Origin of the sequence: Brevibacterium sp. XM4083, from assembly GCF_006489205.2 — a bacterium.
Taxonomy (GTDB): Bacteria; Actinomycetota; Actinomycetes; order Actinomycetales; family Brevibacteriaceae; genus Brevibacterium.
In genome coordinates this window covers 339,872-365,718 of sequence record NZ_VFYR02000001.1, presented here as the reverse complement: position 1 = coordinate 365,718, position 25,847 = coordinate 339,872, and the positions used below count along the sequence as shown (strand labels likewise).

The following is a 25,847-nucleotide window of genomic DNA, read 5'->3' as shown; positions in this document are numbered from 1 at the left end:
GGTCACTCGGCCGCGTGACGGCCGGTCACCTCGGCGGTCTCCTCGTCGATCCGCTGCTGTTCGGCTGCGCGCTTCGCCTCGTCCTTCTCCGCCCTGCGCGCCGCCCGGCGCTCCTTGCGCCTCTCGACGAGGAGGTAGAGGGCGGGGACGAGGATGAGGGTGAGGACCGTCGACGAGGTGAGCCCGCCGATGACGACGATCGCCAGCGGCTGGGAGATGAACACTCCCCCGCCGGTCAGCCCCAGTGACATCGGCACGAGCGCGAACACCGTGGCAGCCGCCGTCATGAGGATCGGGCGCAGGCGCAGGCGGGTGCCGTGGACGATCGCATCCTCGAGCCCCATGCCGTGCTCACGGAGTTTGTTGATGAGGTCGATGAGCACGATCGCATTGGTCACGACGATGCCGATGAGCATGAGGAGACCGATGAGCGACGGGATGCCCAGCGGAGTGCCCGTGAGCAGCAGGAGCAGCACGGCGCCGGTCGCGGCGAACGGAATCGACACGAGGAGGATGAGCGGCTGGATGAAGCTGCGGAACGTCGCGATCATCACGAGGAAGACGAGCGCGATCGCCACGAGCATCGCGAAGCCGAGCTGACTGAACGACTCCGCCTGCTCCTGGCTGGCACCGCCGACGTCGAAGCTCACCCCGGCGGGCAGGTCCATCGTCGTCGACACCTGCGCGGCTGCGGCGGTGACGGCGTTGAGCTGGCCCTCGGCGGGCGTGGCGAACACCGTGACCTGGCGGTCGCCGTCCTCGCGGGCGATCGTCGCCGGCGTCGTCGTCTCCGTCACCTCGGCGATGTCGTCGACGGTGATGGGGTCGCCCTTGATGTCGGGGATCGCCTCTTGTTCGTCGGCGAGGCGCTCGTCGGCGGCCTGGGACTCACGGGCTTCGGCCTGGCCGTCGATGATGTCGTCGATCGCCTGGTTGGCATCGCGCAGACCCTGCTCCGCCTGATCGACGCCCTTCTGCGCCTGGTCGATCTGGTCCTGGCGCATCTCGTCGGGACTCTGCGGCGGTGGGGGATTCTGCACGTCGCGCAGCGCCTGCCGGGCCTCTTCGAGGGCGTCGGCGGCGTTGTCGCGGGCTTCGCGGGCGGACTCGAGCTGCTCGGCCGAATCGTCCTCGGCCTTGCGCTTGGCCTCGTCGGCCCGTCGATCGGTCTCCTCCTTGACGCGGTCGGTCGCGTCCTCCTGGGCATTCTTCGTCTGGACCTCGGTGACGGGCAGCTCGAGGGCGCGGATCTCGTCCGGTGAGGCATCGGGGTGCGTGGGCGCGATGAAGATGTCGCGCTCCTTGCCCTCGAGGGTGAGCGTTCCGGCCTGCGCTCCCTGGAGTGCTGCGGACACGGCTTGACCGACCTCGGCCTGACTGAAGCCGAAGTCCGCTGCCTTCTCCCGGTCGACGTCGACTGAGATGATCGGCTGATCGGCGGCGAGGTCGTTGCGGGCGTTCGACACCCCCGGCGTCTCGGCCATCCGCTTGGTCACGGCGTCCGCGGCCTCGCCGAGGGCGCCGAGGTCGGAGCCGGAGAGCTTGATCTCGACGTCCTCGTTCGCCCCGCCGCCGGCGCTCTGGACGTTGATGTCCCCGGCGTCCTCCCCGAGGCCCTCGAGCTGGCTGCGGATCCGGTCGGTCGCCGCCTGCGCGTCGGAGTCCTCGGCGAGGGTGATGTTGAAGGAGTTCTCCGCACCGGTCTCGGGCCCGTTGACCGTCGTCGAGTACGCCTCGACGTCGCCGTCACCGGCGAGGACGTCCTCGACCCGCTTCGCAGCGATGTCACTGGCCTCGAGGGAGGCGCCGGCGGGCAGGGTCTGGGTGACAGCCAGCGAGTTCTGCCCGGCCGACCCGAGCAGGTCGGTCTTGAGGAATGAGGCGAGGACCATCGTGACGAGGAAGATGACGACGGAGAACGCGATCGTCCGGCCCGGGTGGCGGAGGGCGGCGAGGATCGCCGGCAGACCGCGCTGCTGGAGCCGGTCGATCCGGTCGGAAGCCTCACCGTCGCCGGGGACGGGGCGGACCGTGGCCACCGGTGCGGCGGCCGGCAGCGGCTCCCGGCCCTTGGCGACGCGCTTCGCGTTCCGCTTGTCGATTTTCGCCTGCCGGCGCTCAGCCCTCTTGGCCGACTTCTCGTCCTGACGCTGCGCCCATTTCTCAAAGCGCTCGTCGGCGGCGGCTTGGCGCTTCGGCGAGAGCGGTTTGGGGCTGCGGCGCAGCACCCAGTAGCTGAAGACCGGCACGATCGTCAGGGCCACGAGCAGGGAGGCGAGCAGTGCGAGGGTAACGGTGACGGAGAACGGGCGGAAGAGCTGGCCGGCGATCCCGTCGACGAAGGCGATGGGCAGGAACACCGCGACCGTCGTCAGGGTCGAGGCGGTGATGGCCCCGGCGACCTGCTTGACGGAGGCGACGATGTCCGCGATCGTCAGGTCGGAGGTGCCCTGGCGCCGCCGGATGTTCTCGATGACGACGATCGAGTCGTCGACGACACGGCCGACGGCGATCGTCAGGGCGCCGAGGGTGAGGATGTTGAGCGTGTAGTCACCGACCATGAGACCGATCATCGCGATGAGCAGCGACATCGGGATGGAGATCGCTGCGACGATCGTCGATCGGAACGATCCGAGGAACGCGAGGATGACGAGGATCGCGAAGAGGAGGCCGAGGCCGCCTTCGACGGAGAGGTCCTTGATCGACTTCTCGATCTCCGGGGCCTGATCGAAGATCGTCGTGAACTCGACGTCGGAGCCGAGCTTCGGCCCGACGGTCTCAAGGACCTCGCCGACCCGGTTCGAGACCTCGACGACGTTGTCGTCCTGGCCCTTCGTCACGGCGACGGTGACGGCATCCTTGCCGCCTGCACGGGAGAGCGAGGTCTTCTCGACCGAGTCGAGGGTGACATCGGCGACGTCCTTCAGCAGCACCGTGCCGTCGGCCGTGCGGATGGGGGTGTTGCCGATCTGGTCGACGGCGTCCATCTGGGTGCCGACCTCGACGGCGAGCGACCTGTCGCCCTGCCCGCTCTGACCGGCGGGCACGACCGTGGTCGCCCCGGTGAGCTCATCGGGCACCGAAGCGGTGACGACGCCCTTGTCGTTGACGTCGTCAGGGCGGAAGGTGATGTCAACCCGCTGCTCGGCCTGGCCGGTGACCTCGACACCGGCGACGCCGTCGACGGCCTGCAGCTCGGGGACGAGGTCGGTTTCGAGGCGATCGCCCAGGGTCTGCGCATCCCCACCGCCGGAGACGGCGAACATCACGACGGGGAAATCGTCGATCTGCTGGGAGAGGACCTCGACCTCGGCGTCGTCGGGGAGGTTCGACTTCGCGGCATCGACGGCGGAGCGGACGGAATCCGTCATCTTCTCCGAGTCCTTGCCGAACGGCCAGGTCACCGAGGCGGTCATCATTCCCGACGACATCGTCGTCTGCACGGAGTCGAGGTCGCCGACAGCGTCGAGAGCCGTCTCCAGCGGCTTCGTCACGGTCTCCTCGACGACTTCGGGAGAGGCGCCGGGGACCGTGGCCTGCACCGTGGTGCCCGGCAGGTCGATCGACGGCATCGTCTCCTGGTTGAGCGAGGTCGTCGCGACGACGCCGAAGACGGCGATGACGAGGGTGAGCAGTCCGATGATGAGCCGGTTCTTCAGGCTCATCCTGGTCAGCTGGGACACGGGTTCCTCCGGGTCGTAACGGGTTTCGGGCGCGCGGCAGCGCCGAGCGTCAGGCGGGAAGTGCGCGGCGGCAGGCGGTGGCCCGGCTCGCCGTCAGTCAGTCTTTCATTCGGGCGGGGGTGTGCGCGTCACCCGAAAGTTGCCAATCGCCTCCACCCATCGGGGGATATTCGACGTCGCATTCAGCAGTCTCACGGGGGATGCTCATGATTCGAGCATAGGGTCGCGCCGATCACGCCACAGGGGTGTTATCCCCCGTCTTCGACCTGCGGAAACGTCCCGGACTCCCCTCCGGGCGGGGTGCTCGGGGGCTCTGCCGGACGGGTCGGCGCGGTCGGGGTGCCCGGGACCTCGGCTGCCGACGAGGGCTCGCGCTATTCCCGGTCGAGCCGCGCGCGGATCGCGGCGAGTTCCGCCTCGGTGTCGAAGTCGACGACGACCTCGGGGTCGACGTCGATGAGGCGGGGTTCGCCGTCATCGAAGAGCAGCCGGACGGCCTTGTTCTCGGGGTCGCCGATCCGCGCGAGTCGCTGTCGCAGCAGGGAGTGCGGCCACGCCGCGCAGAGGAACTGCGCCTTCCCGCGATCGTCGGTGCCGGTCACCGGTCCGCCAGAGGCCTCACTGAGGGAGACGATCTCGCCGAGGTGGGCCGCCGTGACCAGCGGCATGTCTCCGGCGATGATGAGGGTGGTGCCCTCGGTCGAGCCCATCTGCTCCGCTGCCGCAGCGATTCCGGCGAGGGGCCCTGCGAATTCCGGATCCTCGCGCACGGCGCTCACCGACTCCGCCTCGGCCTCGCTCAGACCCTCGGTCGTACCGGCCACCCACACCTCGGCGTCGGCATCGAGCGCGCGCACCGCTGCGAGGATGCGGGAGATCACGGTGCGTCCGCCGAGGTCGACACCCGGTTTGTGGACCCCGCCGAAGCGACTCGACCGGCCGCCGCTGAGGATGATCGCGCTCACTGCCATGGCTCGATCCTACGGTGCGCGACCGGTCAGCGACCCCGTCAGGCGGCAATCGATCTTGTCCTCGCAGCGCCGCCTCCGACGGAAATCGAAGCCCCGCCTCGGCGCGTCTGGGCGATACTGGTGGGGCACCCCCAGCACTGACCCACCGAAGGAGCAGCGAGAATGACGAAGTTCGACGTGGTCGAGGCCTCCATTGCGACTCTGCGCGCGGCGCTCGAGTCCGGGGAGACCACCTCGGCGGAGCTGGTCGATGCCTACCTCGAGCGCATCGCCGCGTTCGACGGCCCGGACACCGAGACCAGGCTCAACTCCGTCATCGTCGCCAATCCCGAGGCCCGCGCCGAGGCGGCCGCCGCCGACGAGCGCCGCGCCCGCGGTGAGACGCTCGGTCCGCTCGACGGGATTCCCTACACGGCGAAGGACAGCTACATGGTCGCCGGGCTCACCGTCGCCTCGGGGTCGCCGGCCTTCGCCGATCTCATCGCCCAGAAGGACGCCTTCACGATCGAACGCCTGCGGGCGGGCGGGGCGATCTGCCTGGGCCTGACGAACATGCCGCCGATGGCCAACGGCGGCATGCAGCGCGGACTCTACGGCCGCGCCGAGAGTCCCTACAACGCGGAATGGCTGACCAGTGCGTTCGCCTCGGGGTCGTCGAACGGTTCGGGAACGGCGACGACGGCGAGCTTCGCGGCGTTCGGCCTCGGGGAGGAGACCTGGTCATCGGGCCGCGCCCCGGCCTCGCACAACGCACTCATCGCCTACACCCCCTCCCGGGGTGTCATCTCCGTGCGCGGGAACTGGCCGCTCGTGCCCACGATGGACGTCGTCGTCCCCCACACCCGGACGATGGCCGACCTCGCCGAGGTCCTCGATGTCATCGTCGCCGACGACACCGAGACCCGCGGCGACTTCTGGCGCGTCCAGCCGTGGGTCGAGATCCCCGCGGCCTCCGAGGTCAGGCCCGACTCGTACGCCGCGCTGCTGCCTGCCGACCGCGCCGCCGCGCAGGACGTGCTCGCGGGCAAGCGCCTCGGCGTGCCCCGGATGTACATCAACGCCGATGAGGAGGCCGGCACCAACCCCGACGGCGGGATCGGCGGCCCCACGGGTCAGCGTGTCGAGACCCGCCCCTCGGTCATCGACCTGTGGGAGGCGGCCCGCCGCGACCTCGAGGCCGCCGGCGCCGAGGTCGTCGAGACCGACTTCCCCGTCGTGACCAACTACGAAGGCGACCGTCCCGGCGCGCCGACGATCCGGACCCGCGGCTTCGTCTCACCCGAGTACCTCGAGCGGGAGATCGTCGACCTCTCCGCCTGGGCGTGGGACGACTTCCTCCGCGGCAACGGCGATCCGCACCTCTCCACGCTGACCGAGGTCGACGGCGCGGACATCTTCCCGCATCCGGCCGGTGCGCTGCCCGACCGCTACACGGGCTTCGACGACGACATCGCCGAATACCCGGAGCACGTGCGGACGCATCCGTACGCCGCGATGACCGACATCCCGCTGCTCGAAGAGGGCGTGCACGGCCTAGAGCTCACCCGCCGCATCGACCTTGAGGCGTGGATGGACGAGAACGACCTCGACGCCGTGATCTTCCCGGCGATGGCCGACGTCGGCCCCGCCGACATGGACGTCGACGAGGCCTCGGCCGACCTCGGCTGGCGCAACGGCACGTGGGTCGCCAACGGCAACCTCGTCCCCCGCCACCTCGGGATTCCCTCGGTGACGGTGCCGATGGGCACAATGGCCGACACCGGGATCCCCGTCGGCCTGACGATCGCCGGCCGCGGCTGGGACGATTCGGCGCTCATCGAGCTCGCCGCCGCCTTCGAGGCCACCGGTGACCGCCGCGACGCACCCCCGCGGACCCCGCGCCTCTGAGGTCGCGCGCTGGTCGCGCCCCGACCGCAGAACGTCCCGGACCGATTTCTGCCACCAGGATCCGACCGGGACGTCCTGCAGTCTCACCCGCGCCTACCCGAATCACTGCTCGTGCCCGGGCCTGCCGCCGCGGCGGTTTCTGAGACCTTCGGGTGAACACTGGCGCGGCGGGCCGATGTGATGGAACAGTGGGCACCATGACTGACTTCACTGTGCTCGCCGAACGCGCCTCCGCCCTCCTCGACGCCCACCACCAGGCCAAACCCGTCGTCCTGCCGACCGTCTGGGATGCCTGGTCGGCCGGTGCGATGGTCGAGGCCGGGTTCACCGCGCTGACGATCGGATCGCACCCGCTCGCCGACTCCCTCGGCTACGCCGATGGGGAGAACATGCCCCTCGAGGAGGCCCTCGACGGCATCGCGCGGATCACCTCCTCCGTCGACGTGCCCGTCAGCGCCGACCTCGAATCCGGCTACGACACCGATGCCCCCGATCTCATCGCCGGTCTCCTCGAAGCCGGCGCGGTGGGCCTCAACATCGAGGACACCGTCCACAGCGCCGGTCGGCTGCGCACTGCCGAGGAGCATGCCGAGTACATCGGCGACCTGCGCCGCGCCGCCGACGCCCAGCGCGTCCACGTCGTCATCAACGCCCGCACCGATGTCTTCAAATCGCCCGAGGGCTTCGCCGACCCGACCGCCGAGGTGATCCGTCGCCTCAATCTCTGCGCCGAGGCGGGCGCCGACTCCGTCTACCCTGTGGCGATGCCCGACACGGAGACTCTCAAGCGGGTCGTGTCCGAGGTTCCGCTGCCGCTCAACGTCACCGCGCGTCCCCTCGAGGGCGCCATCCCCGATGGGCTCAGCCTCGTCCAGCTCACCGAGATCGGCGTCAAGCGCGTGTCCTTCGGTCCACTCCTCCAGGCGACCCTGCGCCCGCAGTTCGCCGAGGTGACCCGCGCCTGGCGCTGACGACACCGCACCGTCCGGCTGCGCCACCGGACCTGCCGGATCGTGCCCACAGACCTCTCTCACCAGCTACGATCATTCCAACAGACGACCCCCGTCTGCGCACCCGCCAGGAAGCATCACGAAGAGGAGCTGCCATGCCTGATAATCCCCGTCAAGGACAGCCGGTTTGGATCGACTACGTCTGCCAGGACTTCGATGCCATGAAGAACTTCTACACCGAGGTCTTCGGGTGGGAGATCGTCGACCAGGGACCCGATTTCGGTCACTACCACCAGGCGTACAAGGACGGTGCGCCCGTCGGTGGGTTCATGCGAGCGATGACGATGGACGGGAACCCGGATCCGACGATGCCGACCGCCTGGTCGACGTACCTCTACACCAGTGACATCGACGGCACGTTTGCGAAGGCCACCGCAGACGGCGCCTCGCCGGTCGTCGGTCCGATGGCGGTCGGCCCCCTGGGCTCGATGGCCGTTGTCGTCGATCCCACCGGCGCCCCGATCGGCATGTGGCAGTCCGACCAGTTCACCGGGTTCGAACTGCCGCTCGTCCCGGGCACCCCGGTGTGGTTCGAGCTGATGACGACGGACTACGACACTGCGTGCGAGTTCTACGTCGACGCGTTCGACTTCCAACTCGTCGAGGTCGAGGGCCAGGAGATCAAGTACGCGACCTACGGCGCCAATGAGACCGCCGTCGCCGGCATCTGCGATGCCAGCCAGTGGACCCCGAATTCGTACTGGCGGACGTACTTCAACGTCGCCGATGTCGACGCCGCCGCGGCGAAGGTCGTCGAACTCGGCGGCACCGTGCTCGACGGTCCCATGGATTCGGAGTTCGGCAGGGTCGCCACTGTCGCCGACCCCGAGGGAGCGACGTTCCAGCTGCACCAGGATCTCTGATCCGGAGTGCTCCCGTTCACGCCCGCAGCGCGAGCGCGAACGGGAGCACCGCGGTCGCTCCGGCCTGCCGCAGCGCGCGGGCGGCGATCGCCATCGTCCACCGGGAGACGATCTCGTCGTCGACGAGGAGGACGGACTTTCCGGCGACCGCCTCGGCGACCTCCGGGGGAACGACGAACGCATCGTGGAGGTCCTTGACGCGGAAGGCACTGTTGACGTCGGGCGTCCCATGGTCGTGGACCTGGAGCAGCTCACCGCCGTCGATCAGACGTCCCGCGGACGCGAGGTTCGCCGCGAGCGAGCGGATCGTCTCGGGCCGGCGGGCGCTCGGAATCGACACGACGACCTCGGGCCGGTCCTCCCAGTTCCATTGCCCGAGCACCTCGAGGCACCACCGGCCGATCTGCGCAGGCACGTCGGCGTCGGGGGCATCGGGGGCGAGGAACTCCCGCAGCACCTGTCCCTGTCCGAGGTCGGAGAGTCGGGCGATGACGCGGCCTTCGGCGGCGAGCTCCTCGGCGGGGATCCTGCCCTTGAGGGAGACGCCGATGTTCGCCATCCCCGAGGGCCACGTGCTCCGCGGTTCGATCGGCAGGCCGATCCGGTGGAGGGTTCCGGCGGTCTCCCGCTGCGTCTCCGCGGAGATCTCCGTCGACCACCACACGCCTGCGCAGTTGTCGCAGCGTCCGCAGCGCTGCGGGTCGGGATCGTCGAGCTGCCGGATGAGGAACTCCATCCGGCACTCCCCCGTCGCCTCGTAGTCGAGCATCGCCTGGGCCTCGAAGGCGCGCACCTCGGCGACCTTCTCGTAGCGCTCCCGGTCATACGTCCATCCTCGACCGGTCGAGACGTATCCGCCGCGGACCTTCTCCACGGCCTCCTCGACCTCGAGGGTCTTGAGCAGCAGCTGCAGGCGGGTGCGCTTCGTCCCGACGAGCGTCTCCAGGCGAGCCACGGACAGGGGGCCGTCCGCTTCGGCGAGCGCGGTGAGGACGGCATCGGCATCGGCCTGACTCGGCATCGACGCGGTCGCGAAGTACTCCCAGATCTCGGCGTCCTCGGAGCCGGGAAGGAGGAGGACGTCGGCGGAATCCGTCGCACGACCGGCGCGACCGACCTGCTGGTAGTAGGCGACGGCCGAGGACGGCGCCCCGACGTGGACGACGAAGCCGAGGTCCGGCTTGTCGAAGCCCATCCCCAGCGCCGAGGTCGCCACCAGCGCCTTGAGCCGGTTGTCCTTGAGCTGCTGCTCGAGGTCAGCGCGCTCCTCGGCGTCGGTGCGGCCGGTGTACGCGCGCACCTCATGCCCCTGGTCACGGAGGATGCGGGTGATGTCCTCGGCCGCGCTGACCGTGAGCGTGTAGATGATGCCCGATCCCGTGAAATCGCCGAGGTGGGAGCTCAGCCACGCGATCCGAGCACTGGGATCGAGGCCGGGTTGGACGCCGAGGCGCAGCGAATCGCGAGCGAGTTCGCCGCGCACGACGGTGGTGTCGTCGCCGAGCTGTTCGGCGACGTCGGTGACGACGCGGGAGTTCGCCGTCGCCGTCGTCGCGAGCACCGGGGTGTCGGTTGTGAGGTCGGAGAGGATGTGGCCGATCCGGCGGTAGTCGGGGCGGAAGTCATGGCCCCAGTCGGAGATGCAGTGGGCCTCGTCGACGACGATGAGCCCGAGGATCTGAAGGAGCTGAGGGAGCACCTCGTCGCGGAACTGCGGGTTGTTCAGCCGTTCCGGGGAGACGAGGAGGACGTCGATGCTCCCGGCGCGCAGATCGGCGAGGACGCCGTCCCATTCGGTGACGTTCGAGGAGTTGAGTGTCGCCGCCCGGACTCCGGCACGTCCGGCCGCGGCGATCTGGTCGCGCATCAGGGCGAGCAGCGGGGAGATGATGAGGCTCGGCCCCGCACCCTGGGCGCGCAGCAGTCGGGTGGCGACGAAGTAGACCGCGGACTTGCCCCACCCGGTGCGCTGGACGACGAGGACGCGTTTGCGCCCCTCGACGAGGTCGCTGATCGCCTCGAGCTGACCGTCGCGGAACTGGGCGTCGGGGTTGTTCGTCAGCTCCGCGAGGACGGACTGCGCGCGGGCGTCGAAGTCGGTGAGCTGCGTGGTTTCCGTCATGGGGTCAGTCTAGGTGCCGGCACTGACACGGCCCGCCCGGAGCGGAATCCAGAACTCAGCAGACACCGCTCGTCCTGCCGCACTGGGTCGGCGAAATGGTCAGGCGGGTATGACCGTTCTGCCGACCTGAGGGCATCGCGGAATCATCCCGTCAGCGGGGCGAAATGACTTCGAGGCCCACCGACCGTGCCGCCTCCTCAAGGCGCTTGTCATAGGTCAGAAGGGCATCGACATCCAATCGGAGCGCGGCCTCCAGGTGCAGCGCATCGAGGGTCCGCAGATACGGCATGGACAGAAGTCCGGCCGAGCGAAACACCGCCCGATCGAGAGCGGCGATGGAGACTCCATCGAGGAGCACAGAGACTTCTGCCTGCTCGCGCTCCTCTCGCACGGCCATTCGACGCAGTTCGGTTTCGACCAGGTCGCTCGACACGAGTTCTGCTGAGGTTCCATTCAGCCAGCCGACCAGAGCGTCCGACTCCGGCTGAGCCACTAGAAGAGCCCCGAGTGCAGAGGTGTCAACGTAGACGATCGACGGGTCGCTCACAGACGCTCCTCACGGAGCTCGTCAATGATCTCCGTCATGACGCGGTTGTCGCTCGACGGCCGGCGATCACGCGCAGTCCAGCCACCCACTCTTCTAGCCGGTCGAGCGATCGTCAGCCGAGGAGCAGGAGCGTCCAACGGAACGATGCGCCCAACCGGCACACCCCGATTGGTCAGCACGAACGAATGCCCTTCACTGACCGCGCGAAGGACCCTCCCGGACTCATTGCGCAGCTCACGCTGCGAAAGGCTTTCAGCCTGCACTCCCTCTGCATTCATCAGCAAATTGTAGCACCAGTGCTACAAGCTCAGTGAAGGTCCGCCTCGGCGGCCCATCACCGCAACGCGGCGTTGATGCCGAGGGTCGCGAGCACACCGAAGAGGACGCCCCAGAGGATGATCGAGATGATCTGCCAGAACGCGACGACGTTGCGGTTGGCGCCGAAGCTCACCATCGCCATCGACGTGATCTGCGAGGGCAGGACCGTCTGGCCGAGCAGGGAGACGCCGGGGACGCCGAACTTGTCGAACATGCGCTTGAGCCGCTGCCGCCTCGGCGAGGTGGCCTTCTCCCTGTTCTTCGTCGCCCTGTCGCGGATCGCGCCCGCACCGTAGACGAACGCGAGCATCGAGACGACGTTGCCGATGACGGCGACGAGGATCGCGACGACCGGGCTCAGTCCGATGGCGACGCCGATGACCGAGCCGAAGTACGACTCGACGAACGGGATCGCGGAGACGAGCATGACGCCCAGCCATTGCAGCCAGTCGGGGAACGAATCGGCGAAGTTCTGCAGGTTCTCGATCATGGTGTGCTCCGTTCTCGCGGGTTCTCGATGATCCTAGTACAGCGTACTAGTACACTGTACTATACCTGCTGAGTAGAGTGAGGCGAAAGAGAGGAGGGTGATGTCCCGACGCGATGAGATCATCGAGGCCGCGATCCGCCTCGCGGAGACCGGCGAACCGCGCAGGACGACGCTGAGTGTGCGCGCGGTCGCGAAGGAGGCGGGGATCGGCGCGTCGACGCTGCGCCACTACTTCCCGACCCAGGCCGATCTCTACATCGAGGTCGCCCGTCGATCGATGCAGATGAACATCAGCGACTTCCGCATCGAGGACGCGAGCATCCCACCCCGCGAGCGTCTCTACGAGGTGCTCTCGCAGTTCCTCACGACACACGAGCACCGCGATGCCCAGCTCGAGCTGTGGCTGGCGATGCACTTCAACGCGCTCGGACCGAATCCGCGCGAGGGGTCGCAGGCGCTGCTCGACTACGCCCATGAGATCACCTACGACTGCCTCCACCGCTGGCTCGGCGTCCTCGCCGACGAAGGGCACCTCGATCCCGCCGAGGTGGGACGCGCCGCGACGATCCTCTTCACCGCGATCGACGGCATGGGCCTCCACTCGATCATCTCCCCGGACCGGATGACCGTCGACGAGATGCACGCGAACATCAAGTGGCTCATCGACCGACTCCTCGCCTGAGGCACGGCTTCTCCCGAGGCACCGGCCCCGCCCGATGCACTGACCTCCTCCGACAGGCTGACCCCGCCCGAAACGCCGGCGTCAGCGCATCTGCTCGGCAGCGCGGGTGAGCGCCGAGGTGAGGCGGGAGAGCCGCTCCGAGGCGAGCTTCCAGTGCTGCCAGTAGAGCGGAACGTCGACGTCCGGGGCGGCGGTGATCGGCACGAGGTCGGTGTCGATCTCGCTCAGCTGCATGACCGGGATCATCCCCCAGCCCACACCGGAGGCCACGGCGACGGCGAACTCCGCCGAGCTCGGCACCACCGACATCGGCGGCATCGTCGTCACTCCGTGCCGGCGGAGGAAGTCGAGCTGGAGGTCGTCGTCCTTGCCGAAGTTGACCATCGGCAGGGTCGCAAGGTCCACCTCGGCGAAGGAACCGTCGCCTGTTTTCGCCGACGACGCCTCTTCCCCCTTCGCCGACGCGGGGCTCGCGCCATTCTTCTCCGCGGGGCTCGTGCCCGTCCAGCCGTGCCGGGCGAGCAGACCAGGGGCCGCGACGGCGAGGTAGCGCATGGTGCCGAGCCGTTCGACGCGGGTGCCGTACGGACTCGAGGCCGCCGAGGTGATCGTCCCGAGCACCTCCCCCGACGTCAGCAGCGGCAGGAGTTTGTCCTGGTCGGCGACGACGAGCCGCAGGACGGCATCGTCCCACGTGGCCGCCTCGGCGAAGATCGGACGGAACCACGTGGCGAGCGAGTCGGCGTTGACTCCGATGCGCAGCACGGTCGGCTCCCGCCGCGCCCCGGCCTCACCGGTGCCGATGCCGTCAGGAGCGTCGACGGCGATGCCGTGGAGGCGGTCCATCGCCTCGGATTCGAGGAGTTCGACCTGGCGCGCGTAGCGGAGGACCGCGGCGCCCGCCTCGGTGACGGTGACGGGGTTGGACCGCCGGAGGAGGACCTGGCCGAGCCGGGATTCGAGGGCGCGGATGCGCTGGCTCGCCGCCGAGGCGGTGATGCCGAGGACATACGCGCCGCCTTCGACGGTGCCTTCGTCGACGGCGGCGGCAAGTCCTCTGACGTGATCGAGGTTCATGAAGATATTCTGCATCAGATGTAGATTGTTTTGTTTTTCTTCACTCGCCGATCGTCCTACTCTGGCGATATGGTCACTCACGCACTCAGCGGTCTCCTCGCAGGCTGGTCGCTCATCATCGCCGTCGGGCCGCAGAACGCACTCGTGCTGCGGCAGGGGATCCGTCGCGAGCACCTCGGCGTCGTCCTCACGATCTGCATCCTCGCCGACGTCCTCCTCATCGGGGCGGGGTCGGTGGGGATCGGCGCGATCGTCCTGCTGGCACCGTGGGCGCTCGAGATCCTCCGCTGGCTCGGGGTGGCCTACCTCCTGTGGTTCGCGTGGACGAGCCTGCGATCGGCCCGCGAGGCGACCGGGCTGCGGGCCGACACCGAGCAGCGCGGCCTGCGCGGGGTCATCGCGACGACGCTCGCCCTGACGTTCCTCAATCCCGGCGTCTACCTCGACACCGTCGTCATGCTCGGCAACCTCGCCAACCAGCAGGGCCCCGGCGGCGTGCTGCCGTTCACGCTCGGGGCGATGGTCGGGTCGATCACGTGGTTCCTCGGCATCGGCCTCGGTGCCCGGGCGCTGTCGGGCTGGCTCGCGCGACCGCGGGTGTGGCAGGTTCTCGACGTCATCATCGCCGTCGTCCTCGTCATCCTCGCCGTGCGGCTCGCGCTCGGCTGATCCTCGCCGAGGCGGTCGTGTCAGGTGTTCGCGCTACCCTCGGTGCCATGGATCCCCGAGTCTCCCTCCCGCTGCGGTCGGTCGCCGCGCACGCGCACTCCCCACCGCAGCTGCCCGACTGGCTGGCCGACATCCCGGCGGTCGGTGATCTCCTCGCGGGGTTCGAGTTCGAGGCGACGACGATCTTCGTCGGCGAGAACGGTGCGGGGAAGTCGACGATCATCGAGGCGATCGCCACCGCGCTCGATCTCCCGCACGGCGGCGGCTCGGCGTGGGAGGTGCGTGAGCACGCCGAGGACACACCTGTGCTCACGGAGCACCTGCAGATCATCAAGGGTGCGACGACGAATCGGCAGGGCTTCTTCCTCCGTGCCGAGACGATGCACGAGAGCATGGCGCACCTCATGGAGATCGGCGCGCCGCGCGGCTTCGAGCTCTCCCAACGGTCACACGGCGAGACGTTCGTCGACACGCTGAAGGGCACATTCCTCGACTTCGGTCTGTGGATCCTCGATGAGCCCGAGAGCGCGTTGTCATTCACGTCCTCGCTCACGCTGCTCCAGCTCATCCGGCAGCGTGAACGGGCCGGACTGCAGACGGTCATGGCCACCCACTCCCCCATCCTCGCGAGCGCCGAGGGCGCCCGACTCGTCGAACTCGGCGAGTGGGGCATACGGGACTCGACCTGGGACGACCTCGACATGGTCGCGCACTGGCGCCGCTTCCTCGACGAGCCGAGAAGGTACACCCGGTACTTCGACGAGGAGTGAGACGCCGGGTGGCGAAGCAGACCTGGCTCGAGCGGACGGGCGCTGGTCAGTGCGACGGTCGCCTGAGGCCGCGGTCGAGGTTCCCGCAGTTTGGCGCACCGCCGTCTGGCGCACCGCGGTTTGGCGTGCCGCGGCCTGCCTCACCGCGGCCTGTCGCCTCAGAGCGACAGGCTCGGGTGGAGCTGCGTGAGGGTGACCATCCGTTTGCGGCTGCACACGAGGACGGTCGCGAGCAGACAGATCCCCGTCATGAGCAGGAGCACGGCCGCTGACTGCACGGCGATGATCATGTCCCCGCCGGCGATGAGCGTGCGCAGACCCGTCACGGCGTAGGTCATCGGCAGGAACGGCGAGATGATCTGGAAGATCTCCGGTGCCGTCTGCACCGGGTAGGTGCCTCCCGCCGAGGCGATCTGGATCATCAGCAGGACGAGCGCGATGAGCCTGCCGACACCGCCGAGGGCGGCCACGCAGAGCTGGTGGACGGCGTGGAAGCTCGCCGCGATGAGGATCGAGAACACCAGGGTGCCCAGCCACGCGCCGGCCGAGAAGTCCAGGGCGAACCACAGCACGCCGTAGAGCACGGCGACCTGCGCGATGCCGAAGAGGAGACCCGGAACGTAGCCGGCCCAGGCGATGCGGTTCGACTTCGCCGTCGAGGCGAGCGCACGGTACGGAATCGCGTTGAGCACCATGTAGGTGATCATGCCGCCGATCCACAGGGCCAGTGAGATGAAGAACGCGGCCAGTCCCTCGCCGTATGTACCCACCGCATTGTTCTTCACCTTGTCGGCGTCGACGGGCACCGCAACGACATCGGAGCGCTTCTCACGATCCTGCTTGTCATACGTCGGGATCTGCTCGGCGCCCTTCGTCAGCTGGTCGGCGAGCTCCCCCGAACCGTCGTCGAGCTTGCCCGCACCCTCATCGAGATCGGTCGCGCCCTTCGCGAGCTGGGACGACCCGTCCTTGAGCTGGCCGACACCGTCCTTCGCCTTCGCCGTCCCGTCTTTGAGTGCGACGGCGCCGTCATGAAGGTCGCCGGCACCCTTGGCGAGGTCATTGGCGCCCTTGTCGAGCTTGACGAGACCGGAGTGGAGATCGTCGGCACCGTCGGCGACCTGCTGCGCCCCGTCGTCGAGCTCGCCGATCTTCTTGTCAGCGTCCCGGATCTTCTGCATCACCCCGTCGACGGCATCCTTGACCGGCTTCTCCAACCCACGCGCGTCATCGGCGGCCTTCGACGCCCGCTCGTGCGCGGAGTCGAGGTCGTCGCCCAAGGTGCCGACCTCCTCGGCGAGCTTCTGGACGTTCGGATCGTCCGGGTAGTCCTTCTCCAGCTGGTCGATGCGATCGGCGACGTCACCGCGGACCGAGGTCCGCGCGGTTTCGAAATCCTTCTCCGCATCGTCGAGCTTCGGTCGGGCGCTCTCGACGAGGTCGTCGGCCTTGCCCTTGAGATCCTCCGCCTTGTCGGTCGCATCGTCGGCGACGCCGCGCAGCTGGCTCGTGCCGTCAGCGACCTGACCGGCGCCCTTCGCAAGCTTCTTCGCTCCGGTCTCGGCATCTCCCGTGCCCGTGGCGAGCGTGTCGGCACCGTTCTCGAGGTCCCCAGCACCCTTCGCGAGCTTGCCCGCGCCGTCGTCGAGGTCCCCGATCCCCTTCTGGAGATCGCCGACTCCCTTGTCGAGATCGTGCGCGCCCTTCGCGAGCTTGCCCGACCCGTCGTGGAGTTCGACGGCGCCGTCGTGGAGGTCGGAGGCGCCGTCGGCGGCTTTGACCATGGAGGACTGGATGTCGTTGAAGCCGACGTAGACCTGGGAGACGTACTCGGCCGTCGTCGTCTCGTTGAGTCCCGCCTTGATCTCGGAGAGCACCGTGCCCGCGAGCTGCCCGACGATGAAGTTATGGGCATCATCGGTGCGCAGTTCGAGTCCCGCCTGCTCGGGGTCGTCACCGCCGGTGGAGACGAGGCGCTGCGAGAAGTTCGAGGGGATCTCGAGGATCGCGAAGTACGTGCCGTCGGCGAGCCCCTCATTGGCTTCCTGCAGCGAGGTCTCCTGCCAGTCGAAGCCGCCTTCGCCCTTCGGGGTGATCTTGTCGACGAGTTCGTCGCCGGCATTGAGCCGCTCACCGTCGGAGTCCGGCTTCTCCGCACCGGTGTCCTCGTTGACGACAGCGGCCTGGAGTCGGTCGATGTTGTCCGTCGGCGACCAGTTCGACGCCAGGTAGAGCCCGCCGTAGATCGCGGGAATGACGGCGACGACGATCATCGCCAGACGCGTGATCGTGTGACGTTTGAACCGAGTGAGTTCGAGCCAGGGGAGGGAGAACATCGAAGAATCACCTTCACAAGAATCTGTGGTGCCGAAGGTCGAGCGCAGACCGGGGCCTGCCGGGTCTATGGAGCTGAGGTCAGGAGGATTGCGGGGTCAGGTTGAGTTCGGTCACCGAGGCGGGATGCACCTGGGTGGAGAGCTGGTCGAAGGCGAGATCGATGTCCGAGGAATCCTCGCACGTGACGATGAGCGTCAGCGGCTTCTCCGGGTCCCGCTCCCGGCGCAGCTCTTGGTAGATGAGGAGAGCGGCCCATGCGCGGGCACGGTCCTCACGTTCCCGGAGGAAGTCGATGTTGTCGATGACGATGACGGGCTTCTGGGCCAGGGAGGCGAGCCCGAACTCGAGGAGGAACTTCTGCAGCTCGCTGAGTTCGGAGACGAAGGTGTCACCGTCGGCGTCGACGAGGAAGTCAGCGCTCTTGGCGTCACTCGAGGTGAACGTGTCCTTCGGGAGGCGGCCGATCACCTCGGTGGCGGAGTCGAAGGTCTCCCTGATGACGTCGATGACCTCCCGCAGGGACTTCTTCGACACCCACGGCTTGTACCAGGGCTGGAGCATGATGAGGCGTTCGGCGATGTGCTGGGCGACCGTGAAGTCGTTCTCGAGGTCCGTCAGTCCGGCGACGTGCCCGATCGACACGGTTTCGCGGACCGCGCGGGCCTGTCTGCGGATGTTGAGGTCGAAGACGTGGCCCTCACCGGAGTCGACGCGCATCCGTCCTGCGATCGACAGCAGCAGCGAGGTCTTGCCGGAGCCCGCCGCTCCGCGGATGATCGCCAGCGATCCGCTGGCGACGGTGAGGTCGATGTCGGAGAACACCGGGCCCTGCTTGCCCGACATCCCCCAGTCGCGCAGGGTCACTGCCGCACGGTCGACCTCGGTCGGGGCCGCGAGCGTGTGCGAATCGCTCTGCATTGTCCTGCTCCCTCACATGTCTCGCAAGCGTCATTCGATCATGCCGATGCCAGCGGACCGCGCTGCCTGCTTGTCAGCACATTACGGCAAACATGCGGCCTTGGCTCTATGGCGATTGGTGCGGCGGATGCAGCCGCGGAATGTTACCAGTAAGTAACTATACGACTCGAACCTGGGAATCGGCCAGATCATGCGGGCAGATGTCTTCAAGGACACACTCGAGCCGGTGGGTGCCTGAGATGGCTCGAGCGGTGGACGCCTGAGATGGCTCGAGCGGTGGGTGCCGGCGATAGCTGCCGCAACCGACGCGCGGCGAGGCGATCCACCCGAATGCACCGGCTGTGCCTGAACACCGCAGCCGAGGCCCGACACAGCGAAGCGGCCGGTCTGCGCAGGATGAATCCTGCGCAGACCGGCCGCTCGGCGAAACCGGATCACGCTCACGTGTCGAAGCGTCGACCTTCCGGCTTCGACGGCAGAATCATCAGCACGAGGACGATGAGGCTGCCGACGCTGGGAATGAGGTTGAGGAACCAGAACGGTCCGGCGAGGTTGGCATCGTGGAGTCGCCGCCAGCTGATCGCCAGGTTGGGGACGAGGAACGCCAGGGCGATGATGACGACGAGTATGGCACCGATCAGGGCCAGCGTGGAGCCAGCCGGATTCGGCTCGGCCGTCGGCGTGCCGTAGGGCGAGTACGAACTGCTCGCCGCCGTCGCCGCCACCATCGACAGGCCGACGGTCCAGAGGATTGCCGGAATGAGCATGACGAGCGCCTGGAACAGGTAGGCGAACCAGTACTCGCTGCGCGAAGCCCGGCCCGAGAAGACCGAGAACTTCTTCCAGAAGCGACGGACGGCCTGGCCGAAAGTGGCTCCGTAGAGGGGGCGGGACAGATCGTCGGGGCTCTTGGCGCCATCGAGGTCGGCTCCGAAGGCAGCTCCCGGTCCGTATCCGGCGCCGGGAGCATTCTCCGCACCGGACCCGTAGGCGTTGTTCGCGTCGTAAGTCATGATGGCTTCCTGGTCGAGGGGTGAAGCGCCGCCACGGTGACGGGCGCCTTGTTCTCACCATTCTTACACCTGACTGCGATGAATGACGGAGAAATCGTGTTTCGGATCTGCCACAGACAGCCGTCGCCCGTCACCCGAGAGGCAGCGGTGGCCTCTCCGGTGACGGGCGACGACGGCATGCACCGTCCGGGAACTGCGAGGGGTCAGGCGTCTCCGCCGGTGATGGCGTAGGCCTCATCGACGGGGGATTCGTCGATGTGGCCGTCGATCCGGCGCAGCGCCTTCCACCCGAAGGCGAGCACGAGGATCGAGAGCACGACCGCCGCAGCGCCGAAGAGGTAAGGAGAGCCTGCACCCAGCGATTCGGAGACGGCGCCGGCGACGATCGGGGCGACCGCACCGCCGAGGAACCGCACACCCGAGTACGAGCCCGAGGCCACCGGCCGCGGGAGATCACTGACCTCCATGGCCGATTCTGTGAACACCGTGTTGAGCACGCCGAGGATGAGTCCGGCGACGATGACGCAGATGATCAGCCCGATGAACGACTCGGCGAGGAACGACATGACGACGAGGAGCACGGCGAGGACGATGAGAGCGGTGATGAGGCTCTTGCGCCGCCGCAGGCGATGCGTGAGCAGGGGTGCGCCGAACACCGAGGTGATCGCCAGGCAGATGCCCCACCCGAAGAACACGTAGCCGAGGCCCATCGCTCCGAAGTTCTCGATGCCGGCGGCCGCGGCGGCTGCCTCGACCGGGAACGGGCTGTAGGCGAGGAGGATGAAGAAGCCGAAGTTGTAGAGCAGTGCGGCGACGGCGACGACGCCGACTCCGGGGTGGGCGAGCGCACGGAAGGTCGCGCTCAGCCTGACCGGCTCACGTGAGGTCTGGAGCGCCTGCCCGCCGGTCTTCGAGTTCGGCAGCAGGATGAGGATGGCGATGAAGCCGATGGCCATGAGCACTGCGGTGCCGAAGAACGGTCCGCGCCAGGAGATTCCGCCGAGGACGCCGCCGAGCAGCGGACCGGTGGCGATGCCGACGCCGAGCGCAGCCTCGTAGAGGATGATCGCCTTGTCCGCACCGCCCGCGGCGGCCCCGACGACGGTGGCCAGAGCGGTGGAGATGAAGAGCGCATTGCCCAGACCCCATCCGGCGCGGAAGCCGATGATCTGGTCGACGCTGCCGGAGAGACCGGCGAGCGCGGAGAACGCGACGATGAGGATGAGTCCGATGAGCAGCGTCGTCTTCGCACCGATGCGCGAGGAGATGAAGCTCGTGAAGAACATCATGCCGCCGGTGATGAAGAGGTAGCTCGTGAAGAGCAGCATCGACTGCGCCGGGCTGGCATCGAGTTCACGTGAGATGGCGGGAAGGATGGGGTCGACGAGGCCGATGCCCATGAACGCGATGATGCACGCGAACACCACCGCCCACACCGCTTTCGGTTGGCGCAGGATGGATCCCTGCTTCGCTTCGTCCTGTGTGGTGTCTCCGTCTGCTGCTCTCATCTCTTCGACCGTGCGTCCTTTCCGTTGGTGGTGCTGATGTCGGCTGATGGGGATCCGTCGGGGGCGTCGTCGGTGTCGACAGGGTGCTCATTGCGCAGGTAGTCGCCGACGAGTCGCAGCGCCCGGTGCACGCTGAGTCGGTCCTCAGGGGTGAGCGCCTCGAAGTAAGGCACCATCTGGTCGACCATGATCTCGCGGTTGACCGCGAGCCTGGCCCGACCTTCGTCCGTGAGCGAGAACTGCGACGCCCGGCGATCGGTGGGACTCGCCTCTCTGACGACGAGCCCGTCGTCCTCGAGCCGCGCGAGAAGTTTCGTCGCGGCCGGCTGCGAGCTGAGGTAGCCCTGCGCGAAGTGACCGACGCGCACGGGCTGATACTGCTCGACGACAGCGAGGGCGCGCAGAGTGACGAGTTCACTCTCATTGCCGATGAGCCTCCTGAACGCCCTGGTCAGGCGTGAGGAGACGACGACGAGACCTTTGACGATCTCCTCGGGATCCACATCTTCCATAACTCATGTATATACCTAGGTTATATTTATATGCAACCTCGTCCCACGGCACGTGACTGCGCTTTCCCGCACCACCGCCTCGGCGAGAGGTCGGCACCACCGCTCCGCGGGCCCGGTCCACGTGACGGACGCCATAGGACCGCCGATCGGCGGCGTGCTAGCCTGATCCCAACATGTTCCGGGGACGGTGAAATTCCGTGCCGGCGGTGACAGTCCGCGACCCGAACGCGTCGAACGCGATCGGCTGACTCGGTGAGATTCCGAGACCGACAGTAAGAGTCTGGATGGGAGGAACATGGCGACCGCGGTCGTCGTGTCAGCGCTGGCAAGCGCACCACGCAGACGCCCGCGAACCGCGATGGCTGCACCCGCACGCTCCTCCCTCCCGGCATCGGCTCGGGAGGTTTTCTCATGGGCGCACCCGCCCACGACCACGCGGCGATGTCCGCCGCACTCACCGCTGCCCGCGACGGACGCCGCGGCGCGAACCCCCTGGTGGGGGCCGCCGTCCGCGCCGCCGACGGGCAGATCGTCACCGGCCGCCACCTCGGCGCCGGCACCCCGCATGCCGAAGTCGACGCGATCACCACGGCGAAGCGTCACGGCATCGATCTGACCACCTCGACGCTGTTCGTCACGCTCGAACCGTGCGCGCACACCGGTCGGACCGGGCCGTGCACGCAGGCGATCCTCGATGCCGGCATCCCCGACGTCGTCTTTGCGCTCCCCGACACGACCGAACCCGCCGGGGGCGGTGGGGCCATCCTCGCCGAGGCGGGGGTCCGGGTCCGCTCGGGCCTCGGCAGCGAGGAGTCGGCCGACCTCAACGCCCGCTGGCGAGCGGCGACGGCGCAGCGGCGTCCGTTCGTCACGGCGAAGATCGCCCAGAGCCTCGACGGGAAGGTCGCCGCCGCGGATCGCACGAGCCGGTGGATCACCTCGGCGGCCTCCCGGATCCATTCGCACAGTCTGCGCACCGAGGTCGACGCGATCCTCGTCGGCACCGGCACGGCGGCCGACGACGATCCGCGGCTGAGCGCCCGCGACGAGGACGGGGAGCTCCTCGACCCGCAGCCGATCCCCGTCGTCATGGGCCTGCGCGACCTCGCACCCGACTCATCGCTGGCGACCAACCCCGCCACCATCCACGTGCGCACCCGCGAGGTCGAGGTCGTGCTCGCCGAGCTCACCGCCCGCGGAATCCGGCACCTCCTCATCGAGGGCGGGCCGCAGGTGCTCGGTGCGTTCTTCTCCGCCGGCGTCGTCGACGAGGTGTACTGCTATCAGGCTCCGCTCCTCCTCGGGGAGGGCCTGCCTGGCATCCGCGGGCTCGACATCCCCACCCTCACCGAGGCGGTCGGGCTCATCCCCGACGACACCGCGGTCCCGGCGGTGTCCGTGCTCGGGCCCGACGTCCTTCTCCACTTCACGACGAGCAGCCCATGAGCGCCCCGCTCGCCGTCCACCACCCGTTTCGACCACAGGAGGAACCCGTGTTCACCGGAATCATCGAGGGCATCGGCACCGTCGTCGACCTCACCACACACGAGGACTCGGCAGTGCTCACCATCGCCGCCGGTGACGTCGTCGCCGATCTGCCGCCAGGCGGATCGCTCGCCGTCAACGGCGTGTGCCTGACCTCGGTCGTCGAACCGACCGCCGGAGGCGACGTCGGCTCAGCCGGGGGCGAGGCCGCGGGCGGAGGCGACGCCGTGTCTGCGGGTGAGGCCGCGGCTGCGGAGCCCGTCGTGTCCGTGGGCGCGGAGCCCGCCGCCTCAGAGACCTCGGCTTCGGGGCAGGGCACCTTCGTCGCCGAGGTGATGGGTGAGACCCTGCGGCTGACCGGGCTCGGTGCGCTGACTCCCGGCGACCCAGTCAACCTGGAGCGCTGCACCCCGGCGGCCGGTCGCTTCGACGGGCACATCGTCCAGGGCCATGTCGACGGCCTCGGCGAGGTCATCGCCCGCACCGACCACGCCGAGTGGACGACCCTGCGCATCGGCATCCCCGCCCACCTCGCACCGCTGACGGCGGTCAAGGGCTCGATCGCGCTCAACGGCGTCTCCCTCACTCTCACGGCGGTCTCCGAGGCCGTCCCGCCTGCGGCCGGTGTTCACGCAGAGAGTGTTCACGCTGAGGACGGCATCTCGGACGGTGAGGGCACCCCGCGCGCCTGGGTCGAGGTCGGCCTCATCCCGGCGACGCTGTCGCACACGACGTTCGGCCGTCTCCAGGTCGGCGACCCTGTCAACGTCGAGGTCGACGTCATCGCGAAGTACGCCGCGCGACTCCTCTCCTTCACCGCCCCTGACGCTTCGACGCCCCGGCCGCTTGCGACGACTGCGTCCGCAGACACCGCGGCCACCACGGAACCACCGGTCGCCTCGGCGCCGTCGATGAGCAATCCCATCCCTGTCACCACCCCTGCACCACAAGGAGCCGATCATGACTGAGACCGTTGCACCGCTCGGCGAGCCCACCGCCGGGCTCGACACGATCTCCCGCGCGATCGCCGAGATCGCCGCGGGCCGCCCGATCGTCGTCGTCGATGACGAGGACCGCGAGAACGAAGGCGACCTCATCATCGCCGCGGAGTTCGCCGACGCGGCGACGATGGGCTTCATCGTGCGGCACAGCTCGGGCGTCGTCTGCGCCCCGATGACGGCCGCACGGGCGGCCGCGCTCGACCTGCCGCCCATGGTCGCTGCGAACGAGGACCCCAAGGGCACGGCGTACACGATCAGCTGCGACGCCGTCGGAGTGACGACGGGCATCAGCGCGGCCGAACGTGCGCTGACCGGCCGGGTGCTCGCCGCCGAGACCCCCGACCCTGCCGCGATCACCCGCCCCGGTCATGTCTTCCCGCTCGTGGCGAAGGACGGCGGAGTCCGTGAGCGGCCCGGTCACACCGAGGCCGGCGTCGAGTTCGCGCGCCTCGCCGGGGCCCGTCCGGTGTCGATGATCGCCGAGGTGGTCCACGACGACGGCTCGATGATGCGCTTCGACGCCCTCCGCGAGTTCGCCGATGCGCACGGCCTCGTCATGGTCTCGATCGAACAGCTCATCGCCTACCTCGACGAGGATGGCGAGGACGCCGACGGTCCGGCTGCCGCGTCGGCCGAGGTCGGACCTGTGGGGCTCGGGCCGGTCGGCCCCGAAACGACCGCGGAGGCCTCCCAAGAGGTCCCGCTGCCGACGCGCTACGGCCGTTTCACGGCACGGGCATTCACCGTCGACGGGCTCGACCACCTCGGCGTCTACACCGGACTCGACATCGACGGCCCCGCGGATGAGTCGGAGAGCCCCGCTCCCCTCGTGCGCGTCCATTCGGAGTGCCTGACCGGGGATGTCTTCGGGTCGCATCGTTGCGACTGTGGTGAGCAGCTCGATCAGGCGCTGCAGACGATCGCCGAGGACGGCGGGGCGGTCATCTACCTCACCGGACACGAGGGCCGTGGGATCGGACTGCGCAACAAGATCCGCGCCTACGCCCTCCAGGACTCGGGGCTCGACACCGTCGATGCCAACCTCGAACTGGGGCTCAGCGACGACGCCCGGGACTACCGGGCGGCCGCGGCGATCCTCACCGAGATGGGGCTGACCCGGATCCGTCTGCTGACGAACAATCCGGCGAAGACGCAGGCGCTGGCCGACCTCGGGATCACCGTCGAGGCGGTCGTGCCGCTCGAGATCCCCGCGCGGCCGGAGAACTCGAAGTACCTCGAGACGAAGCGCACCCGCATGCACCACACGCTCCACCTCGCGTGCTGAGCGCCCACGCACCTGCACCGCGCCGTCGTCGGCGCGGCAGCGGCCCACCCATCGACCACTGACCCGACTCACCACCAGCCGGTTCACCACCGGCCCGAACCGCAACCTTTCGGCTCACGACGTGTCGACTCACGACTTGTCGACTCACCGGCCGACTCACCACATCGAGACCCACCACTGAGGAGCATCACTCATGGCACATCACGGAGCACCCGACATCACCCTGGACGCCACCGGCCTCAACGTTGCGATCGTCGCGGCGTCCTGGCACACGGAGGTCATGGACGGACTCGTCGCCGGCGCCGAGCGCGCGGCCGCGGAGGCACAGGCGACGACGACGCTCATCCGCGTCCCCGGCAGCTTCGAACTGCCCGTCGCCGCAGCCCGCGTCATCGAGAGCTTCGATGCCGTCGTCGCCCTCGGCGTCGTCATCCGCGGCGGCACCCCGCACTTCGACTACGTGTGCTCGGCGGCGACCGATGGGTTGAACCGAGTTGCCCTCGACTCCCGCAAACCCGTCGGCTTCGGAGTGCTCACCTGCGACAATGACAAACAGGCCAGGGACCGCGCGGGACTCGAGGGCTCTCGCGAGGACAAAGGACACGAAGCGATGACCGCGGCCCTGGCAACCGCCTCGGCGCTGGCGGACTACCCGGTCTGACCCGCCGCACCCGGCGCACCCGGCGGAGCGTCACGCCA

Annotated in this window: 22 protein-coding genes and 1 riboswitch; of the genes, 10 read left to right on the top strand and 12 right to left on the bottom strand. The window is 68.5% G+C overall.

Annotated elements, in window-relative coordinates; genetic code table 11:
* Positions 1–2 precede the first annotated feature (2 nt).
* Complete coding sequence (locus tag FJ887_RS01545) at positions 3–3,683, bottom strand: efflux RND transporter permease subunit (protein ID WP_487896113.1); 3,681 nt, start codon at positions 3,681–3,683, stop codon at positions 3–5.
* Positions 3,684–4,057: 374 nt separating this feature from the next.
* The gene (gene mobA / locus FJ887_RS01540) at positions 4,058–4,654 is read right to left on the bottom strand and encodes a molybdenum cofactor guanylyltransferase (protein WP_137824505.1); all 597 of its coding nucleotides are present in this window, start codon (positions 4,652–4,654) and stop codon (positions 4,058–4,060) included.
* A 162-nt stretch (positions 4,655–4,816) separates the two neighbouring features.
* On the opposite strand from mobA, the gene FJ887_RS01535 reads away from it, so the two are divergent.
* From FJ887_RS01535 to FJ887_RS01525, 3 genes are all read left to right on the top strand, one after another.
* Positions 4,817–6,541: an amidase gene (locus FJ887_RS01535; RefSeq protein ID WP_137824504.1), complete on the top strand. Its 1,725-nt coding sequence runs from the start codon at positions 4,817–4,819 to the stop codon at positions 6,539–6,541.
* A gap of 197 nt (positions 6,542–6,738) precedes the next feature.
* Complete coding sequence (locus FJ887_RS01530; protein WP_137824503.1) at positions 6,739–7,512, top strand: isocitrate lyase/PEP mutase family protein; 774 nt, start codon at positions 6,739–6,741, stop codon at positions 7,510–7,512.
* Positions 7,513–7,646: 134 nt separating this feature from the next.
* Positions 7,647–8,414 carry a VOC family protein gene (locus FJ887_RS01525; protein ID WP_137824502.1) on the top strand — a complete coding sequence of 256 codons (768 nt, stop codon included), beginning with the start codon at positions 7,647–7,649 and terminating at the stop codon, positions 8,412–8,414.
* Between the two features lie 16 nt (positions 8,415–8,430).
* Here the strand turns inward: FJ887_RS01525 and FJ887_RS01520 are convergent, their stop codons facing one another.
* The 4 genes from FJ887_RS01520 to FJ887_RS01505 form a co-directional block, all read right to left on the bottom strand.
* The gene (locus FJ887_RS01520) at positions 8,431–10,536 is read right to left on the bottom strand and encodes a RecQ family ATP-dependent DNA helicase (protein WP_137824501.1); all 2,106 of its coding nucleotides are present in this window, start codon (positions 10,534–10,536) and stop codon (positions 8,431–8,433) included.
* Positions 10,537–10,687: 151 nt separating this feature from the next.
* Positions 10,688–11,083 carry a type II toxin-antitoxin system VapC family toxin gene (locus FJ887_RS01515; RefSeq protein ID WP_137824500.1) on the bottom strand — a complete coding sequence of 132 codons (396 nt, stop codon included), beginning with the start codon at positions 11,081–11,083 and terminating at the stop codon, positions 10,688–10,690.
* Positions 11,080–11,361 (bottom strand): type II toxin-antitoxin system Phd/YefM family antitoxin, encoded by a 282-nt coding sequence (locus tag FJ887_RS01510; RefSeq protein WP_137824499.1) that lies wholly within the window; start codon positions 11,359–11,361, stop codon positions 11,080–11,082. Before FJ887_RS01510 ends, FJ887_RS01515 begins: the two co-directional genes overlap by 4 nt.
* Positions 11,362–11,417: 56 nt before the next feature.
* A complete protein-coding gene (locus tag FJ887_RS01505) occupies positions 11,418–11,891 on the bottom strand; it encodes a hypothetical protein (protein WP_137824498.1) in 474 nt (157 codons plus the stop codon).
* A gap of 100 nt (positions 11,892–11,991) precedes the next feature.
* Here FJ887_RS01505 and FJ887_RS01500 point away from each other — a divergent pair, with 100 nt between their 5' ends.
* Positions 11,992–12,573, top strand: a complete 582-nt coding sequence (locus FJ887_RS01500) for a TetR/AcrR family transcriptional regulator (RefSeq protein ID WP_137824497.1) — start codon at positions 11,992–11,994, stop codon at positions 12,571–12,573.
* A gap of 81 nt (positions 12,574–12,654) precedes the next feature.
* On the opposite strand, the gene FJ887_RS01495 is transcribed toward FJ887_RS01500, so the two are convergent.
* Positions 12,655–13,650, bottom strand: coding sequence for an ArgP/LysG family DNA-binding transcriptional regulator (locus FJ887_RS01495; protein WP_137824496.1), 996 nt, complete (start codon positions 13,648–13,650; stop codon positions 12,655–12,657).
* Between the two features lie 69 nt (positions 13,651–13,719).
* On the opposite strand from FJ887_RS01495, the gene FJ887_RS01490 reads away from it, so the two are divergent.
* Together FJ887_RS01490 and FJ887_RS01485 are read left to right on the top strand one after the other, a co-directional pair.
* Entirely contained in the window at positions 13,720–14,319 is a 600-nt protein-coding gene (locus FJ887_RS01490; protein ID WP_137824495.1) for a LysE/ArgO family amino acid transporter, read from the top strand.
* A 47-nt stretch (positions 14,320–14,366) separates the two neighbouring features.
* Positions 14,367–15,089, top strand: coding sequence for an AAA family ATPase (locus FJ887_RS01485; RefSeq protein WP_171006959.1), 723 nt, complete (start codon positions 14,367–14,369; stop codon positions 15,087–15,089).
* A gap of 158 nt (positions 15,090–15,247) precedes the next feature.
* Here FJ887_RS01485 and FJ887_RS01480 read toward each other — a convergent pair whose 3' ends face one another.
* The 5 genes from FJ887_RS01480 to FJ887_RS01460 form a co-directional block, all read right to left on the bottom strand.
* The gene (locus FJ887_RS01480; protein WP_137824493.1) at positions 15,248–17,425 is read right to left on the bottom strand and encodes a YhgE/Pip domain-containing protein; all 2,178 of its coding nucleotides are present in this window, start codon (positions 17,423–17,425) and stop codon (positions 15,248–15,250) included.
* Between the two features lie 79 nt (positions 17,426–17,504).
* On the bottom strand, positions 17,505–18,344 hold the full coding sequence (locus FJ887_RS01475; RefSeq protein ID WP_137824492.1) for an ATP-binding cassette domain-containing protein: 840 nt from the start codon (positions 18,342–18,344) through the stop codon (positions 17,505–17,507).
* Between the two features lie 440 nt (positions 18,345–18,784).
* Positions 18,785–19,357 carry a DUF805 domain-containing protein gene (locus tag FJ887_RS01470; RefSeq protein ID WP_137824491.1) on the bottom strand — a complete coding sequence of 191 codons (573 nt, stop codon included), beginning with the start codon at positions 19,355–19,357 and terminating at the stop codon, positions 18,785–18,787.
* A 203-nt stretch (positions 19,358–19,560) separates the two neighbouring features.
* Positions 19,561–20,865: an MFS transporter gene (locus FJ887_RS01465; RefSeq protein WP_137824490.1), complete on the bottom strand. Its 1,305-nt coding sequence runs from the start codon at positions 20,863–20,865 to the stop codon at positions 19,561–19,563.
* Positions 20,862–21,377: a MarR family winged helix-turn-helix transcriptional regulator gene (locus tag FJ887_RS01460; protein WP_137824489.1), complete on the bottom strand. Its 516-nt coding sequence runs from the start codon at positions 21,375–21,377 to the stop codon at positions 20,862–20,864. The genes FJ887_RS01465 and FJ887_RS01460 overlap by 4 nt, the downstream gene beginning before the upstream one ends.
* Before the next feature lie 170 nt (positions 21,378–21,547).
* A riboswitch (FMN riboswitch) is annotated at positions 21,548–21,677 on the top strand.
* A gap of 111 nt (positions 21,678–21,788) precedes the next feature.
* Between FJ887_RS01460 and ribD the strand changes: the two genes are divergently transcribed.
* The 4 genes from ribD to ribH all read left to right on the top strand — a co-directional run bounded on the left by ribD (position 21,789) and on the right by ribH (position 25,809).
* A complete protein-coding gene (gene ribD / locus FJ887_RS01455; RefSeq protein WP_249356561.1) occupies positions 21,789–22,823 on the top strand; it encodes a bifunctional diaminohydroxyphosphoribosylaminopyrimidine deaminase/5-amino-6-(5-phosphoribosylamino)uracil reductase RibD in 1,035 nt (344 codons plus the stop codon).
* Positions 22,820–23,830 carry a riboflavin synthase gene (locus FJ887_RS01450; protein ID WP_249356556.1) on the top strand — a complete coding sequence of 337 codons (1,011 nt, stop codon included), beginning with the start codon at positions 22,820–22,822 and terminating at the stop codon, positions 23,828–23,830. Before ribD ends, FJ887_RS01450 begins: the two co-directional genes overlap by 4 nt.
* The gene (ribB, locus tag FJ887_RS01445) at positions 23,823–25,148 is read left to right on the top strand and encodes a 3,4-dihydroxy-2-butanone-4-phosphate synthase (protein WP_137824488.1); all 1,326 of its coding nucleotides are present in this window, start codon (positions 23,823–23,825) and stop codon (positions 25,146–25,148) included. The genes FJ887_RS01450 and ribB overlap by 8 nt, the downstream gene beginning before the upstream one ends.
* A gap of 193 nt (positions 25,149–25,341) precedes the next feature.
* Entirely contained in the window at positions 25,342–25,809 is a 468-nt protein-coding gene (gene ribH, locus FJ887_RS01440) for a 6,7-dimethyl-8-ribityllumazine synthase (RefSeq protein ID WP_137824487.1), read from the top strand.
* Positions 25,810–25,847: the final 38 nt, after the last annotated feature.